This window comes from Micromonospora sp. NPDC000316 (assembly GCF_042898885.1).
Lineage (GTDB): Bacteria > Actinomycetota > Actinomycetes > Mycobacteriales > Micromonosporaceae > Micromonospora.
Window position 1 is genome coordinate 214048 of sequence record NZ_JBIAZG010000008.1, and the last position, 14520, is coordinate 228567.

The 14520-nt window shown below is 71.5% G+C and carries 10 protein-coding genes; 8 read left to right on the forward strand and 2 right to left on the reverse strand.

Going from position 1 to position 14520, the window contains the following annotated elements:
* Nucleotides 1-106 precede the first annotated feature (106 nt).
* The 4 genes from ACFY2Q_RS18470 (at nucleotide 107) to wrbA (ending at nucleotide 2497) form a co-directional block, all read left to right on the forward strand.
* Complete coding sequence (locus tag ACFY2Q_RS18470) at nucleotides 107-502, forward strand: DUF4190 domain-containing protein (RefSeq protein WP_387131630.1); 396 nt, start codon at nucleotides 107-109, stop codon at nucleotides 500-502.
* Nucleotides 503-641: 139 nt separating this feature from the next.
* The gene (locus ACFY2Q_RS18475) at nucleotides 642-1400 is read left to right on the forward strand and encodes a HipA family kinase (RefSeq protein WP_387131631.1); all 759 of its coding nucleotides are present in this window, start codon (nucleotides 642-644) and stop codon (nucleotides 1398-1400) included.
* The gene (locus tag ACFY2Q_RS18480; protein ID WP_387131633.1) at nucleotides 1397-1765 is read left to right on the forward strand and encodes a DUF3037 domain-containing protein; all 369 of its coding nucleotides are present in this window, start codon (nucleotides 1397-1399) and stop codon (nucleotides 1763-1765) included. Before ACFY2Q_RS18475 ends, ACFY2Q_RS18480 begins: the two co-directional genes overlap by 4 nt.
* A gap of 114 nt (nucleotides 1766-1879) precedes the next feature.
* Nucleotides 1880-2497: an NAD(P)H:quinone oxidoreductase gene (gene wrbA / locus ACFY2Q_RS18485; protein ID WP_387131634.1), complete on the forward strand. Its 618-nt coding sequence runs from the start codon at nucleotides 1880-1882 to the stop codon at nucleotides 2495-2497.
* A gap of 88 nt (nucleotides 2498-2585) precedes the next feature.
* Here wrbA and ACFY2Q_RS18490 read toward each other — a convergent pair whose 3' ends face one another.
* Complete coding sequence (locus ACFY2Q_RS18490) at nucleotides 2586-4502, reverse strand: anthranilate synthase family protein (RefSeq protein ID WP_387131636.1); 1917 nt, start codon at nucleotides 4500-4502, stop codon at nucleotides 2586-2588.
* 261 nt (nucleotides 4503-4763) lie between these two features.
* Between ACFY2Q_RS18490 and ACFY2Q_RS18495 the strand changes: the two genes are divergently transcribed.
* The 3 genes from ACFY2Q_RS18495 to ACFY2Q_RS18505 all read left to right on the forward strand — a co-directional run bounded on the left by ACFY2Q_RS18495 (nucleotide 4764) and on the right by ACFY2Q_RS18505 (nucleotide 9247).
* The gene (locus tag ACFY2Q_RS18495; RefSeq protein ID WP_387131637.1) at nucleotides 4764-6176 is read left to right on the forward strand and encodes an FGGY family carbohydrate kinase; all 1413 of its coding nucleotides are present in this window, start codon (nucleotides 4764-4766) and stop codon (nucleotides 6174-6176) included.
* A 99-nt stretch (nucleotides 6177-6275) separates the two neighbouring features.
* Nucleotides 6276-8828, forward strand: a complete 2553-nt coding sequence (locus ACFY2Q_RS18500; protein WP_387131638.1) for a nitrate- and nitrite sensing domain-containing protein — start codon at nucleotides 6276-6278, stop codon at nucleotides 8826-8828.
* A 5-nt stretch (nucleotides 8829-8833) separates the two neighbouring features.
* Nucleotides 8834-9247, forward strand: a complete 414-nt coding sequence (locus ACFY2Q_RS18505) for a roadblock/LC7 domain-containing protein (protein WP_199177284.1) — start codon at nucleotides 8834-8836, stop codon at nucleotides 9245-9247.
* Between the two features lie 77 nt (nucleotides 9248-9324).
* Here the strand turns inward: ACFY2Q_RS18505 and ACFY2Q_RS18510 are convergent, their stop codons facing one another.
* Nucleotides 9325-10665 carry a GH1 family beta-glucosidase gene (locus tag ACFY2Q_RS18510; RefSeq protein WP_387131639.1) on the reverse strand — a complete coding sequence of 447 codons (1341 nt, stop codon included), beginning with the start codon at nucleotides 10663-10665 and terminating at the stop codon, nucleotides 9325-9327.
* 847 nt (nucleotides 10666-11512) lie between these two features.
* Here ACFY2Q_RS18510 and ACFY2Q_RS18515 point away from each other — a divergent pair.
* Nucleotides 11513-14419: a glycoside hydrolase family 48 protein gene (locus ACFY2Q_RS18515; protein WP_387131641.1), complete on the forward strand. Its 2907-nt coding sequence runs from the start codon at nucleotides 11513-11515 to the stop codon at nucleotides 14417-14419.
* Nucleotides 14420-14520 lie beyond the last annotated feature (101 nt).

Genomic DNA, 14520 nt, shown 5'->3' on the forward strand with positions numbered 1-14520 from the left:
TCGGAACGCAGCCTAGGTCCACCCACCGACATCGGGGCTTAACAGCCGACGCGGTGGGAATGCGCCCGCCGGAAGTACGCGTACCGCGCGTACGGAAGGGAGTCCCATGACTGCCGCAAGCGAACCGGCCCGGGGTGCTGGCGCACCGGCCGGGTCCCGGACTCATCGGGCGCCGACCACCAACGCCAAGACCAGCGCGGCCGCCACCTTCGCCCTGGTCTTCGGGGTGGCTGGCCTGCTCAGCGTGCTGACCGCGATCCTCGCCTGGATCGGGCTGATCCTCGGCATCATCGGCGTCATCCTCGGCATCGTCGGCCTGAAGATGAGCCGGCGGCCCGGGGTGACCGGTCGGGGAGTGGCCATCGGCGGCCTCGTGCTGAGCATCCTGGCGGTGCTTATCGGTCTGGGCCTGGCCGCGGGCATCAGCACCTTCGTCAACAACGAGGGCGCGGTGGACCGCCTTCAGCAGCAGGTCGACGACCTGCGCGACAAGCTCGACTGACGGCACGTGGGCGGTCGGGAGCACGTGCATCCGGGTGCGTGATGTCTGTGAGACAGCACAATGTCTCACAGACATCACGCGCACCGGAGTGACCGGCCGAACGGGATGGCTGAACGGCCGCCACAGTAGGGTGGGCGACGTGCTCCGCCAGGTCGCCGCGATCCGTTACGTCACCCCACTGCGCGAGGGTGGCTCGCTGCCGGGCGTCGTGGAGGCCGACGACCTCGGCACGTACGTGGCGAAGTTCCGAGGGGCCGGGCAGGGCCCGAAGGCGCTCGTCGCCGAGGTGATCTGCGGCGAGCTTGCCCGCCGGTTGGACCTGCGGGTCCCGTCACTTGTGGTCCTCGACGTCGACCCGGTGATCGGGCGGGCCGAGCCCGACCAGGAGGTGCAGGAACTGCTGCGCAACAGCGGCGGCGCCAACCTGGGGATGGACTTCCTCCCGGGAGCGCTGGGCTTCGACCCGGTCGCGCACCAGGTGGACCCGCTCCTGGCCTCCCGGGTGCTCTGGTTCGACGCGTACGTGCAGAACGTCGACAGGAGCTGGCGCAACCCGAACCTGCTGATCTGGCACCGGGAGCTGTGGCTGATCGACCATGGTGCCGCGCTCTACTTCCACCACAACTGGCCGACGGCCGAAGCCGCCGTGCTCCGGCGCTACCGGGCTGAGGATCACGTGCTGGCGCCGTACGCCGACCGGGTCGCCGAGGCCGACGCCGAGCTGGCGCCTCGGGTCACCCCCGACCTGCTCGCCGAGGTGCTGGCGCTGGTGCCCTCGGAGTGGCTTACCGCTGCCGACTTCGACTCGGCCGACGAGGCTCGGGAGGCGTACGTGGCGCACCTGTCGCGCCGGGTCGCCCGAACGGCCGACTGGCTGCCGGCGGGGAGCGCCGAGTGAGACACCCCTTCGAGTACGCGGTCATCCGGCTGGTGCCCCGCATCGAGCGCGGCGAGCAGATCAACGTCGGCGTGCTGCTCTACTGCCAGCAGCGCGACTTCCTGGCAGCGCGGACGCACCTGGACGCCGACCGGGTCCGCGCGTTGGCTCCCGACGTCGACCTGCCCGCAGTCGCGGCGGTGCTCGACTCCTGGAACCGGACCTGCTCCGGTGACGGGCCGGCGACCCGGATGCGGCTCGGCGAACGGTTCCACTGGCTTGCCGCACCCCGCAGCACGATGATCCAGACCGGGCCGGTGCACACCGGGCTCACGGCCGATCCGGCGGCCGAGCTGGACCGGCTGATGGCAGCGCTGGTCCGCTGACCAGAAAACCGGGCTGACCAGCGAAACCGGCCGGCCCGATGGGCCGGGGCCTCGTTTGTCGCGGGACAGAAGGGGAAGTCGCGAGAGCTGATCCGCGACTAAGGAGACATTCTGATGGCTGCCCAGACGAAGGTAGCGGTGATCTACTACAGCGCCACAGGCATCACGTACCAGATGGCGCAGGCCGTCTGCGAGGCGGCTGGCGAAGCCGGCGCCGAGGTACGCCTGCGCAAGGTGCGGGAGTTGGCGCCGGACGAGGCGATCCGCTCCAACTCCGGTTGGCAGGCGCACCACCTGGAGACCCAGGACGTGCCCGAGGCGATGATCGACGACCTCGCCTGGGCCGACGTGGTGATCATGGGTGCGCCCACCCGGTACGGCATGATCGCCGCCCAGTTGAAGCAGTTCATCGACACCACCGGCCCGCTGTGGGCGCAGGGTGCGCTGGCCAACAAGGTCTACGCCGCCTTCACCTCCACGGCGACCTCGCACGGTGGGCAGGAGACCACGCTCACCTCGCTCTTCAACGTCTTCTACCACTGGGGTGGGGTCGTCGTGCCCCCCGGCTACACCGACACCAGCCAGTTCGTTGCCGGCAACCCGTACGGCGCCTCGCACACAAGCAACAACGGCGAGATCGCCCCGGACGCGGTGGCGCTTGGCGCCTGCGCCCTCACCGCCCGGCGAGCGGTGCTTATCGGCGCCGCGTTGAAGCAGGGCATGGCGGGTTGACCAGGTGACGACTGCGGGGCCGCGCACTGGGAGACCGGTGGCGCGGGCGGGGGCTCTCAGCCCGCTCGCGCCACCGGCTCCAGCAGCCCTACCCCCGCGCGGTGGTGGCTATGCCCGCCGGTGCGGCCGGGAGCAGGTCGGCAAGTAGCTCGGCAAGCACGGCGAGCCCGTCCGGGCTGAGCACCGACTCCGGGTGGAACTGCACCCCGGCGAAGCAGCGCCCACGCAGGGCGTGCACGGCGCCGTCGCTGCCGTCCCGGGCCAACTCCACAGTCCCGTACGCGGTGTCCAGGTGGTCGACGTCGGCGAGCGCGGTGAACGTCGAGTAGAAACCCACCCGCCGGGTTTGGCCGAACAGCGACACCTCCCGCTGCAACCCCTGATAGGGCGCCTGTCGGCGGTGCAGCGGCAGGCCCAGCAGTCCGGCCAGCACCTGGTGCCCCAGGCAGACGGCGAGGGTCGGCCGCCCGGCCGCCAGCAGCCCGGTCAGCAGCTTCCGCAACGCCACCATCTTCGGCTCGTCCGGGCTGCCCGGGTCGCCCGGTCCCGGCCCGGCCACCACCAGGTCGTACCCGTCGACCGGCTCGCAGGCGTGCCAGGGCCGCAGCGTGACCGCGAGACCCAACGCGCCCAGTTGGTGGGCCAACATGCCGGTGAAGGTGTCCTCGGCGTCGACGATAAGCGCCCGGCGGCCCGCCAGACCCGGCAGCCCCGGCGCGTTCGGCGCCCGCTGGTCCAGCCAGAACCGGGCCAGCGGGGCGTTACGCGCGGCGAGCGCGGCGCGTACCGCCGGATCGTCGGCCAGCCGCGCGACAGGCCCGCCGGCGCCGACGGGCGCCGCCGGGCCGAGACCCAGCGCGGCCAGCACCCCGGCCGCCTTGGCGTGCGTCTCGGCCACCTCGCCGGCAGCCGTCGAGTGCCGGACCAGTGTCGCGCCGACCGGCACCCGCAGCCGGCCGGTGGGCGAGATCTCGGCGGTCCGGATCAGGATCGGCGCGTCAAGCGTCTGCCGGCCGGCCTCGTCGTGGCCGAGCAGGGCCAGCACCCCCGCGTAGTAGCCCCGGCCGCGACCCTCGTGCCGAGCGATCACCCGGCAGGCGTTCTCCATCGGGCTGCCCGTGACGGTAGGCGCGAACATCGTCTCCCGCAGCACCTCCCGCACGTCGCGGGTGCCCCGCCCGGCGAGCAGGTACTCGGTGTGCGCCAGGTGCGACATCTCCTTGAGGTACGGGCCGATCACCTGGCCGCCGTGCTCGGCCACGGTGGCCATCATCTTCAGCTCCTCGTCGAGCACCATGTACAGCTCCTCGACCTCCTTGGGGTCGGCGAGGAACCGCAGCAGCGCCGCGGTGTCCGGTGCGCCGCCGGCAGGCCGGAAGGTGCCGCTGATCGGGTTCATCATCACGAGCCCGTCGTCGACGCTCACGTGCCGTTCCGGGCTGGCGCCGACAAGGGTCCGGGTGCCGGTGTGCACAACGAACGTCCAGTACGCGCCGCGTTCGGCGACCAGCAGCCGGCGCAGCGCGGCGAGCGCGGCCACCAGCGGTGCACCCTGCACAGTGGCGTGCAGGGTGCGGTGGATGACGAAGTTGGCGCCCTCGCCCCGGCCGATCTCCTCGGCGAGCACCCGTTGCACGATCTGGGCGTACTCCTCGTCGGTGACGTCGAATGCGACGTCCATGGTGCGGACCGGCTCGTCGGGCAGCGCGGCCAGTGCCTCGGCCAGGGGGATCCGCAGGTGCTCGCGCACCTGGAGGCACTCCAGCGGGGCGCCGTCGTCGACGCAGGCGAAGCCGCGTTCGGCGATCTGCCGGTACGGCACCACGGCAAGCGTCCGCGCACCGGGAGTGCCGGGCGGCAACGGGATGTCCGCGAGCCGGTCGACGGTGCCAACCGGGCCGGTGAACAGTTCCAACTCGTCGGAGCCCTCGCGGCGCACGAGCGCGAAGGGGCCGGGGTCGGCACCGTCGGCGACGGCGGCGAGCAGGTCGGTCAGGTAGGTCATCGGAATCTCCGTAGGCCGGGCGCCGCCAGCGAGGGCGGCCATTCGGGCCGGGAGTTCCGGCGGCCGCCTCGATGGCGGCCGCGTGGATGAAGCTACGCGCGGGGGGTGGCCGCCAGGTTGGCGGGCCACCAGCAGGTCAGGTGCGCGAGCATGCGACCACCCTACGCGGTCGCCTGCGGGCCCGGAACCCGTTCGGCCCTACCGGTGTGCCGGGCCGGACCGCCGTTCCCGTCCGGTCGGCACCGGGTAACTTGACCGGCGATGAACATTCTCGCGCTCGACCTGGGCACCTCCTCGGTACGCGGGCTGGTGCTGGGCGGCGATGCCCAACCGCTGCCCGGCGCGTTGGCTCGGCGGAAGGTCGACCTCGCCCTCGGCGACGACGGCACCGGCACGCTGTCCGGGCCCGACTACCTCGGCCTGCTCGTCGAGTGTCTGGACGAGCTGGCCGAGGCGGGGCACCTGCGCGACGTACATCTGGTGGCGATCTCGGCGCAGTGGCACTCGGTGCTTCCGCTGGGCCGCGACGGCAGCCCGCTCGGCCCGGTGGTGACCTGGCTCGACACCCGGCCGACGCCGGCCGACGGCGCAGCGGGCCCGGCCGACCCGGACGACTTCCATCAGCGCACCGGCTGCTGGTGGCACCGTTCCTACTGGTCGGTGCGCCTGCCCTGGCTGCGGGAGCACTCCGGCACCTCGGTCACCCGATTCGTCGGCCTGCCCGAGTACGTCCTGGGCGAACTGCTGGAGGCGGCGCCCATGTCGATCTCCCAGGCGTCCGGCACCGGCCTGCTGGACCTGGGCAGCCTGCGCTGGGACGAGGAGGCGCTGGCGCTGGCCGGGACGCATCCCGGTGAGCTGCCGCCCCTGTGGGAGTCGAACTGGCACGGTCGGCTCCGGCCCGACTGGGTGCGACGCTGGCCGCCGTTGGCCGAGGCCCGCTGGTCGCCGCCGGTCGGCGACGGCGGGGCGTCGAACGTGGGGTCGGGCTGCGTCGACCCGAGCCGGGCTGCGGTCACCGTCGGCACCTCCGCCGCCGTACGCCTGATGCAGCGGATCCCGGCCGGCGATCCCATGCCCCGGCTGCCCGAACGGCTCTGGCGTTACCGGGTAGACCACGACCATGTGGTGACCGGGGCGGCGTACTCCAGCGGCGGCAACCTGTTCGCCTGGGCCGACAGGGAGTTGAGGTTGCCCCGGGGCGACGAGTTGGACGCGGCGCTGGCGCTGGTGCCGCCCGGTGGTGGCCGGCCGGCGGATCCCCGCTTCGGCGGTGACCGAGCGCCCGGGATCGCACCGGCGGGCACGGGCGAGTTGCGTGGGCTGAGCTTCAGCACCACGGCTGTGGACATCCTGGCCGGCCTCATGCAGGGGCTCTGTGAGCTGGTCGCCGACGACCTCGCGGTGCTGGAGTCCACGATCGACAGTCCTGTCGACGTGGTGCTGGGCGGTGGCGCGGTGGCCGCCTCGGTGTGGTGGCGCCAGGCGTTCGCCGCCACTCTGGCGCCGCGGCCGGTGTCGCACCAACGCAACCCCGAGGTCGGCGCCACCGGTGCGGCACTTGTGGCGCTGGGCCGTTACGGCGACGCGGCGGAACTCGCCGACATCGGCCGGACGGATGAGCTGTCCCTACCGACGACGACAGGACGGTCGGACCCCCAGTATCCTTCCTGAACTTTCGCCCTGCCCGGACCGTTGACAGCGCTACCGAGCCTGGTTGGATGGACTGCGCTCCCCGGGTCGCGGTGGACGCGGCACGATGGAGGAGGCAGGGTGGCGGTAGGTCCGGACCCGGCGAACGGCGAGGTGTCGAACCACCGCCGACGCCGCTTCGACGTCCGGGTCGTCCCGCATCGACGTCGCTCGCCGTTCCGGCTACGCGACTGGCGGATGAGCACCAAGCTCGCCACCGTCCTGGTGGTGCCGTCGGTGGCGTTCCTGGTGCTGGCCAGCGTGCAGACAAGCACCCTCGTCGGACGCACGACAGCGCTCAACGACTTCGCCCGGCAGGTCGGCATCGGCCGGCAGATCACCGCAGTGGTGCACCAGCTTCAGCAGGAGCGCGACCGTTCGGCGGGTGAGTTGAGTGAGCTGCGCCGCGGTGGCGACCGGGAGGCCGCGGCCACCGCCCTGCGGCCGTTGCAGTCGGCAGTCGACCGGGCCGTCGAGGATCTGCGTCGCGCCGCCGAGCCGCTCGCCAACGCCGACGCGTCCTGGCGGGTCGCCTTCTCCGAGGCGCTTGAGGCGTACGACCAGGTGGTGAACATCCGGGTGGCCATCCCGCCGGCGGTGCTGAGCAACGACACAGTCCTGAGCAACTACCACCGGGCCATCGACGCGCTGCTCGATCTGCTCGACGAGCCGACGCCAGGTCAGGAAAATCCGGCGTTGAGCGACGCGGTGCTGCGCTACGTCCAGCTGGCCCGGGTCAAGGAGTTGTCGTCCCGGGTCCGGGCCCAGCTCTACGCCGCCGGCCGCGCCGGCCGCTACGGCACCGAGGACCGGGTGCTGCTCAGCGACCTGCGCGCTCAGCAGCTCACCGCGCTGGGGGCGTTCCGGGTGGCCGCCACGAACGATCAGATCCGCCGGTACGACGCGACATCGGTGAACCCGATGTTCGTGGTCGCCACCCAGTTGGAGGAGCGCAGCCTGCCGGTCGGTGACGCCGCACCGGACCTGCTGCCCTCGGAACAGTGGTGGTCGGCAAGCGAACAACGCCAGGAGCTGCTGCGGCAGCTGGAGGCGGGGGTGCTCGACGACGCCGTGCGGCAGGCCGACGACGCCAGCTCCGGCCAGCTGCGGGCCACCCTGCTGGTCGTCGGCGGAATCGTCACTGTGCTGCTGGCCGCCCTGCTGATCTCGCTGCTCGTCGGCCGGTCGGTCGCCCGGTCGATGCGGCTACTGCGCAGTCAGGCGCTGCGGATCGCGCAGGTCGAGCTGCCGGACGCACTGGACAGGCTGCGGACCGTCACCGGCGGGGTGACCGACATCGAGGTCCCGCCAGCGGTGGTGCGCTCGCTCGACGAGATCGGCGAGCTGGCCGAGGCGTTCGTCGCTGTGCACCGCAGCGCGGTCACCGTCGCCGTCGAGCAGGCGCGGATGCGGCGCAACGTCAACGGGATGTTCGTCAACCTGGCCCGGCGCAGCCAGGTGCTCGTGGAGCGCCAGTTGGAACTGCTTGACGATCTGGAGCGTGAGGAGAGCGACCCGGAGCAGTTGGAGAACCTGTTCAAGCTCGACCACCTGGCCGCCCGGATGCGCCGCAACGACGAGAGCCTGCTGGTGCTGGCCGGTACGGACTCCACCCGCCGGTGGAATCGTCCGGTCGGCCTCGGCTCCGTGCTGCTGGCCGCCGCCGCCGAGATCGAGCAGTACCAGCGGGTTCGCCTGGAGCCGGTGGGTGACGTCAACGTGGTCGGGCACGCCGTCGGTGAGCTTGTGCACATGCTGGCTGAGCTGCTGGAGAACGCGACAGCCTTCTCCCGTCCGGACACCGTTGTGCTGGTGACCGCCCGGGTCGAGGCGTCGGCGGCACTCATCGAGATCGTCGACAACGGCCTGGGCATGACCCCTGCGGCTCTGGCCGAGGCGAACGCGGTGCTGGCCAGCCCGCCGGCCGCGAACGTAGCGGCTGTCGAGCGGATGGGCCTGTTCGTGGTCAGCCACCTGGCCGCCCGGTTGGGCGTACAGGTGCGGCTCGACGGCGGTCAGGGCGGCCTGGTCGCCCGGCTGGTGCTGCCCGCCGCCCTGCTGGCTCCGGCCGGCGCTGTGGAGTTGGGTCCGCCGATGCCGGCACGGATGCTTGCGGCGAGCACGGCGCGGGGTGCCGAAGCGCAGCGAATGGCAGGCGCCTCCCGGCCGGCTGGTCCGCGCGGGCCGGCCGTCGCCCCGTTGGACCTGCCGGTGGCCGGTCGCCCGCCGGCGGCCACCGTGCCGCGGCAGGCCCGCCCGGTGCCTGTACGCGCCGAGGACGTGCTGGCCCCCGCCGGCGCCCCGGCCGACGCCTCGGACGGCGGCGGCTGGTGGTCCCGGCAGGGTCCGGTCGGGCCGACGGACCTTGGGCCGGCCACGCCGCCCGCCACGCCGGTGACCGCCGGCACGAACGAGCGTGGTCTGCCGATGCGGGTGCCGATGGCACAGCTTTCCGCGGTCACCCGCTCGGCCCAGCCGACGTCGGCGCCGCCGCGCGTCGACCTGGACCCGGCGGCTGTCGGCGGCATGCTGTCCCGGCTCTACAGCGGGGTACGGCGTGCCGAGGCCGAGGACACCACCGAGATACCCGTGTCACCCTCCTGGGGACACGACGAAGGGGGACGACGACAGTGACGACGTTGAGTCAGGAGGCGCGGGACCTGAGTTGGTTGGTGAGCGCGTTCGCGGAGCGGGTGCCCGGCGTGGCGCACGCGGTGGTGGTCTCCTCCGACGGGTTGCTTGTCGCGATCTCCGATCACCTGCCGCGCGACAACGCGGACAAGCTCGCCGCGGTGACCTCCGGGCTGATGAGCATCACCGCCGGTGCGGCGCAGATGTTCGACGGCGACATCGTCAAGCAGACGGTGGTCGAGATGGGCCGTGGCTATTTCCTGGTGATGCAGGTGCGTGACGGGTCGATCCTGGCCACGCTGGCCGCCGGGGACGCGGACATCGGCGTGGTGGGCTACGAGATGGCCCGGCTCGCGAAGCAGGCGGGCGAGATGCTCACCCCCGCGCTGCGGGCGGAGTTGCAGCAGGCGCTGCCCCGCTGACTGGTCCGGGCGTGACCCGGACGGTTACCGGCTCACCGGAGCCGGGCCGTCCGGGCCCGGCCGTCCGGGCGGCCCGCTCAGAAACCGCCCTCGGCGATGACGGAGCGGTACCAGTGGGCGCTGCGCTTGAGCACGCGCCGCTGGGTCGGGTAGTCCACATAGACCAGACCCCACCGCTGGTCGTATCCCTCGGCCCACTCGAAGTTGTCCAGCAGGGACCAGACGTGGAAGCTCTCCAGCGGGACCCCGGCGGCGAGGGCGCGGTGCGCGGCGGCCAGGTGGTCGCGGAGGAAGGTGATCCGGCCGGCGTCGTCGACGGTGCCGTCGGCGGCCAGGGTGTCCGGGGTCGGCAGCCCGTTCTCGGTGACGGTGAGCGGGATCGGGCCGTAGTCACGGGTGACCCGGGTCAGGATGTCGTACATCCCGTCGGGATAGATCTGCTGCCATTCGGCTTCCGTGGTGGGCCAGCGCTGCTCGCTGCGCCCGTCGGCGGTGACGTAGATCGGCGTGTAGTACTGCACGGCCAGCAGGTCCACCGGTGCGGAGATGATCGCCAGGTCACCGTCGCGGATGCCGCGCACCATCCGGCTGCGCGAGCCCAGGTCGGCGAGCACGTCCTGCGGGTAGCTGCCCTTGAGCACGGAGTCGAGGTAGAGGCGGTTCTCGTAGCCGTCGTAGAGCTGGGCGGCGGCGGCAGCCTCGGGGGAGTCGTCGGCGGCGTAGCAGGGGTGCAGGTTGAGTGCGGGGCCGATCCGGCCGGTGCTGGTGGTGGCGCGTAGCGCGCGGACCGCGAGGCCGTGGGCGAGTTGCAGGTGGTGGGCGACCAGGTAGGCGGCGTCCGGGTCCTGTCGGCCGGGTGCGTGGTGGCCGATGAGGTAGCCGTTCTGCACCACGGTCTTGGGTTCGTTGATGGTGAGCCAGACGGGCACCCGGTCGCCGAGGGCGGTGAAGACCGCGTTTGCGTAGTCGGCGAAGCGGTAGGCGGTGTCGCGGGACTCCCAGCCGTGGGCGTCCTGCAACGCCTGCGGCAGGTCCCAGTGGAACAGGGTCGCCATCGGCGCGATGCCGCGCTCGTGCAGGCCGTCGATCAGCCGGCGGTAGAAGTCGAGCCCGCGCTGGTTGGGGGCGCCGGTGCCGTCGGGCTGGATGCGCGGCCAGGAGATGGAGAAGCGGTAGCTGCGCAGCCCGAGGTCGCGCATCAGGTCGAGGTCTTCGGCGTACCGGTGGTAGTGGTCGGCTGCCACGTCGCCGGTGTCGCCGTTTCGGGTGCGCCCGGGGACGCGACTGAACGTGTCCCAGACAGATTCGCCTCGGCCGTCCTCCTTGGCGGCGCCCTCGATCTGGAACGCGGAGGTGGCCGCCCCCCAGCCGAAGTCGCGGGGGAAGCGCAGCGGGCCAGGCCCGGTGGGTATCGACATGGATTCTCCTCGTGGATACGGGGCCCACCGCCGAGATTCGGGAGCGCTCCCATGATAGGTCAGGGGAGGGCGGCCCGGTCAGTCGGCCGTCCTGACGGTCGTGTGCTGCCGGGTTGATGCGGAGGTGGGCCCCGGACAGCGAACGAGGCCGACCGGGCGGCGTGTATACGCCTGTCCCGTCGGCCTCTTTTCCCATCGTGTACGGGGGTTTAGTGTGGGGACGGGGGAGGGCAACCCCCGTCCCCACCGTAACTGCACACGCGCGGGCGGATGTTGGGTCCTGCCGTGCGTGTCGCGCGGGAGCCGGGCCACGCGAGTGGCTCTGGTTCCACCTCCCTTCCCAGTGACGGGATGATGGCTGACGGCGGCGTCCGGGCTGGCCCGCCGTCGGCCTTCGGGTTGGTTCCCCGGGCTCGCCACGAGGGCGACCCCGGTGATCTTCTAGTTGGAACCTTTGTCGATGGAAGCGCTCCCATCGACCGATGTTGCGACTGTAACGCCCGTCACGCCTTTGTGAAAGACCCAAAACGAGATCGAAACAACTGACTGATCCGGCCCGCCGCGCGCTTGTTGTGGGAGCGCTTCCATGGCACACTGTCGATTCCACGCGACAGGAGCCAGCTCGCGTGGCGTGGGTCCGCCGAGGGCAGCCGGCAGCATCACCACCGGTCGCGGCACCCGAGCGCAGCCGGCGGGACCCCCTCCCGCGCGGGCCGCACCGACGCACCCCCGGCCGGGCCCGGGGCGACCACCATCCCGGCGCCTCGAATCCCCCGCGCACCACCACACCCGCGGGCAGGCGCCTCGCCGGGACCATCCCGGCCTGGTCCGAGGAGACACCGCGCACATGAGACAACTGGCACGACGCCGCCGAGTGGCGATCCTCGCCGCCGCCGCGCTCGCCGTCGGCGGGGTGACCCTGCCGGCCGGCGCCGCGCAGGCCGCACCGGCCTGCGACGTGGTCTATGCGACAAACGACTGGAACACCGGCTTCACCGCCAACATCACCATCAAGAACCTGGGCGACCCGGTCACCAACTGGACGCTCAAGTGGACCTTCCCCAACAGCGGTCAGCGGGTCACCCAGGGCTGGTCGGCCAGGTACAGCCAGACCGGCAGTGAGGTCACCGCGACAAACGAGTCGTACAACGGCAACCTCGGCACCGGGGCCTCCACCACCATCGGCTTCAACGGCGCCCACACGGGGACCAACCCGAAGCCCACCTCGTTCACCCTCAACGGCACCCCCTGCAACGGCACCCCGGCCAACCAGCCGCCGACGGTCTCCCTCAGCCTGCCGACCGGGCCGTTCACCGCGCCGGCCGACGTGCCGCTCACCGCCACCGCCAGCGACCCGGACGGGACGATCAGCAAGGTCGAGTTCTACCGCAACGGCCTGCTGATCAACACCGACACCACCGCTCCGTACGCCTACACCCAGGAAGACCTGCCGGCCGGCAGCTACACGGTCCAGGCCAAGGCGTACGACAACGCCAACGGCATCGCGGTCGCCGAGAAGGCGTTCACGGTCACCCCCGCCACCGGCCCGACACTTGTCGCCACCCCGTCAGCGGTGAGCGTCAGCGAGGGTGGCACCGCCACCTTCAACCTGAAGCTCAGCGCCGCGCCGACGGCGAACGTGCCGATCACCCTCACCCGTACCGGCGACACCGATGTCACGGTCTCGCCGGCCACCGTCACGCTGACCCCGAGCAACTGGAGCACCGGGGTCACCGTCACGGTCGCCGCGGCGGAGGACACCGACACCGCCGGCGGCACCGCCACCATCACCGCCTCCGCCACCGGTCTCGCCCCGCTGGCGGTCACCGCCACCGAGATCGACAACGACACCCCGGGCGGCGACAACACCTACATCGCCCGCTTCCTCGAGCAGTACGGCAAGATCAAGAACTCGGGCTACTTCAGCCCCGAGGGCGTGCCGTACCACTCGGTGGAGACGCTTATCGTCGAGGCGCCCGACCACGGGCACGAGACCACCTCGGAGGCGTTCAGCTTCTGGCTCTGGCTGGAGGCGAACTACGGACGGGTCACCCAGAACTGGGCGCCGTTCAACAACGCGTGGACCGTGATGGAGAAGTACATCATCCCGAGCCACGCCGACCAGCCCACCGCCGGCTCCGCCGGCACCCCGCAGTACGCCGCGGAATACAACCTGCCCAGCCAGTACCCCTCGGCGCTGAACGCGAACGTCCCGGTCGGGCAGGACCCGCTCCGCTCGGAGCTGCAGTCGACCTACGGCACCGGCGACATCTACGGCATGCACTGGCTGATCGACGTCGACAACACCTACGGCTTCGGCCATTGCGGCGACGGCACCACCAAGCCGGCCTACATCAACACCTTCCAGCGGGGCACCCAGGAGTCGGTGTGGGAGACCATCCCGCAGCCGTCCTGCGACACCTTCAAGCACGGCGGTCAGTACGGCTACCTCGACCTGTTCGTCAAGGACAGCGGCGCCCCCGCCAAGCAGTGGAAGTACACAAACGCCCCGGACGCCGACGCACGCGCCGTGCAGGCCGCGTACTGGGCGCTGACCTGGGCCAAGGCGCAGGGCAAGCAGGCCGACGTCGCCGCCACCGTGGCGAAGGCCGCCAAGATGGGCGACTACCTGCGGTACGCGATGTTCGACAAGTACTTCAAGAAGATCGGCAACTGCGTCGGGGCCAGCACCTGCCCCGCCGGCAGTGGCAAGGATTCGGCGCACTACCTGCTGTCCTGGTACTACGCCTGGGGTGGCGCGTACGAAACCAGCCAGAACTGGTCCTGGCGGATCGGCTCCAGCCACAACCACTTCGGTTACCAGAACCCGTTCGCGGCCTGGGCGCTGACCAACACCCCGGAGCTCAAGCCGCAGTCGCCGACAGCTGTCGCCGACTGGACCAAGAGCTTCGAGCGGCAGCTGGAGTTCTACACCTGGCTGCAGTCGGCCGAGGGCGGCATCGCCGGCGGCGCGACCAACAGCTGGGACGGCAGCTACGCGCAGCCGCCGGCCGGCACCAGCACCTTCTACGGCATGTTCTACGACGTCGACCCGGTCTACAACGACCCGCCGTCCAACCAGTGGTTCGGCATGCAGGCCTGGTCGATGCAGCGGATCGCCGAGCTGTACCTGCAGACCGGCAACGCGAAGGCCAAGGCGCTGCTGGACAAGTGGGTGCCGTGGGCGATCGCCAACACCACCGTCGGCACCAACTGGTCGATCCCGTCGGACATGAAGTGGACCGGCCAGCCGACCACCTGGAACCCGAGCAACCCGCAGCCCAACACCAACCTGCACGTCGAGGTCACCGTCAAGGGCCAGGACGTCGGCGTCGCCGCCGCCTACGCCCGGACCCTGATCGCGTACGCGGCCAAGTCGGGTGACACGGCGGCCAAGACGACCGCCAAGGGTCTGCTCGACGGGCTCCACGCCGCCAGCGACGCCAAGGGTGTCTCCACCACCGAGAAGCGTGGCGACTACCGGCGCTTCGACGACACCTACGACGCGGCCAGCGGGCAGGGCCTCTACGTCCCGCCGGGCTGGACCGGGAAGATGCCCAACGGTGACGCCATCGCCGCCGGCAAGAGCTTCCTCGACATCCGGTCCTTCTACAAGAACGACCCGGACTGGCCCAAGGTGCAGGCGTACCTGGACGGTGGTGCGGAGCCCAGCTTCAACTACCACCGGTTCTGGGCACAGGCCGACGTCGCCATGGCGTACGCCGACTACGGGAGCCTGTTCCCGAACGGCTGACAACGACCCGGGGTGGGTGGACGTGCCCTGCCCACCCCGGGGTTCGGCCGGGTTCGGGGGAACGACGGAACCCGGCCGGCGGACGGCCTGACACCCACGGT

Excerpts from the sequence above, each read along its gene's own strand:
- ACFY2Q_RS18470 (WP_387131630.1), top strand. The coding sequence starts at position 107 with ATGACTGCCGCAAGCGAACCGGCCCGGGGTGCTGGCGCACCGGCCGGG.
- wrbA (WP_387131634.1), top strand. The coding sequence starts at position 1,880 with ATGGCTGCCCAGACGAAGGTAGCGGTGATCTACTACAGCGCCACAGGC.
- ACFY2Q_RS18490 (WP_387131636.1), bottom strand. The coding sequence starts at position 4,502 with ATGACCTACCTGACCGACCTGCTCGCCGCCGTCGCCGACGGTGCCGAC.
- ACFY2Q_RS18495 (WP_387131637.1), top strand. The coding sequence starts at position 4,764 with ATGAACATTCTCGCGCTCGACCTGGGCACCTCCTCGGTACGCGGGCTG.
- ACFY2Q_RS18510 (WP_387131639.1), bottom strand. The coding sequence starts at position 10,665 with ATGTCGATACCCACCGGGCCTGGCCCGCTGCGCTTCCCCCGCGACTTC.
- ACFY2Q_RS18515 (WP_387131641.1), top strand. The coding sequence starts at position 11,513 with ATGAGACAACTGGCACGACGCCGCCGAGTGGCGATCCTCGCCGCCGCC.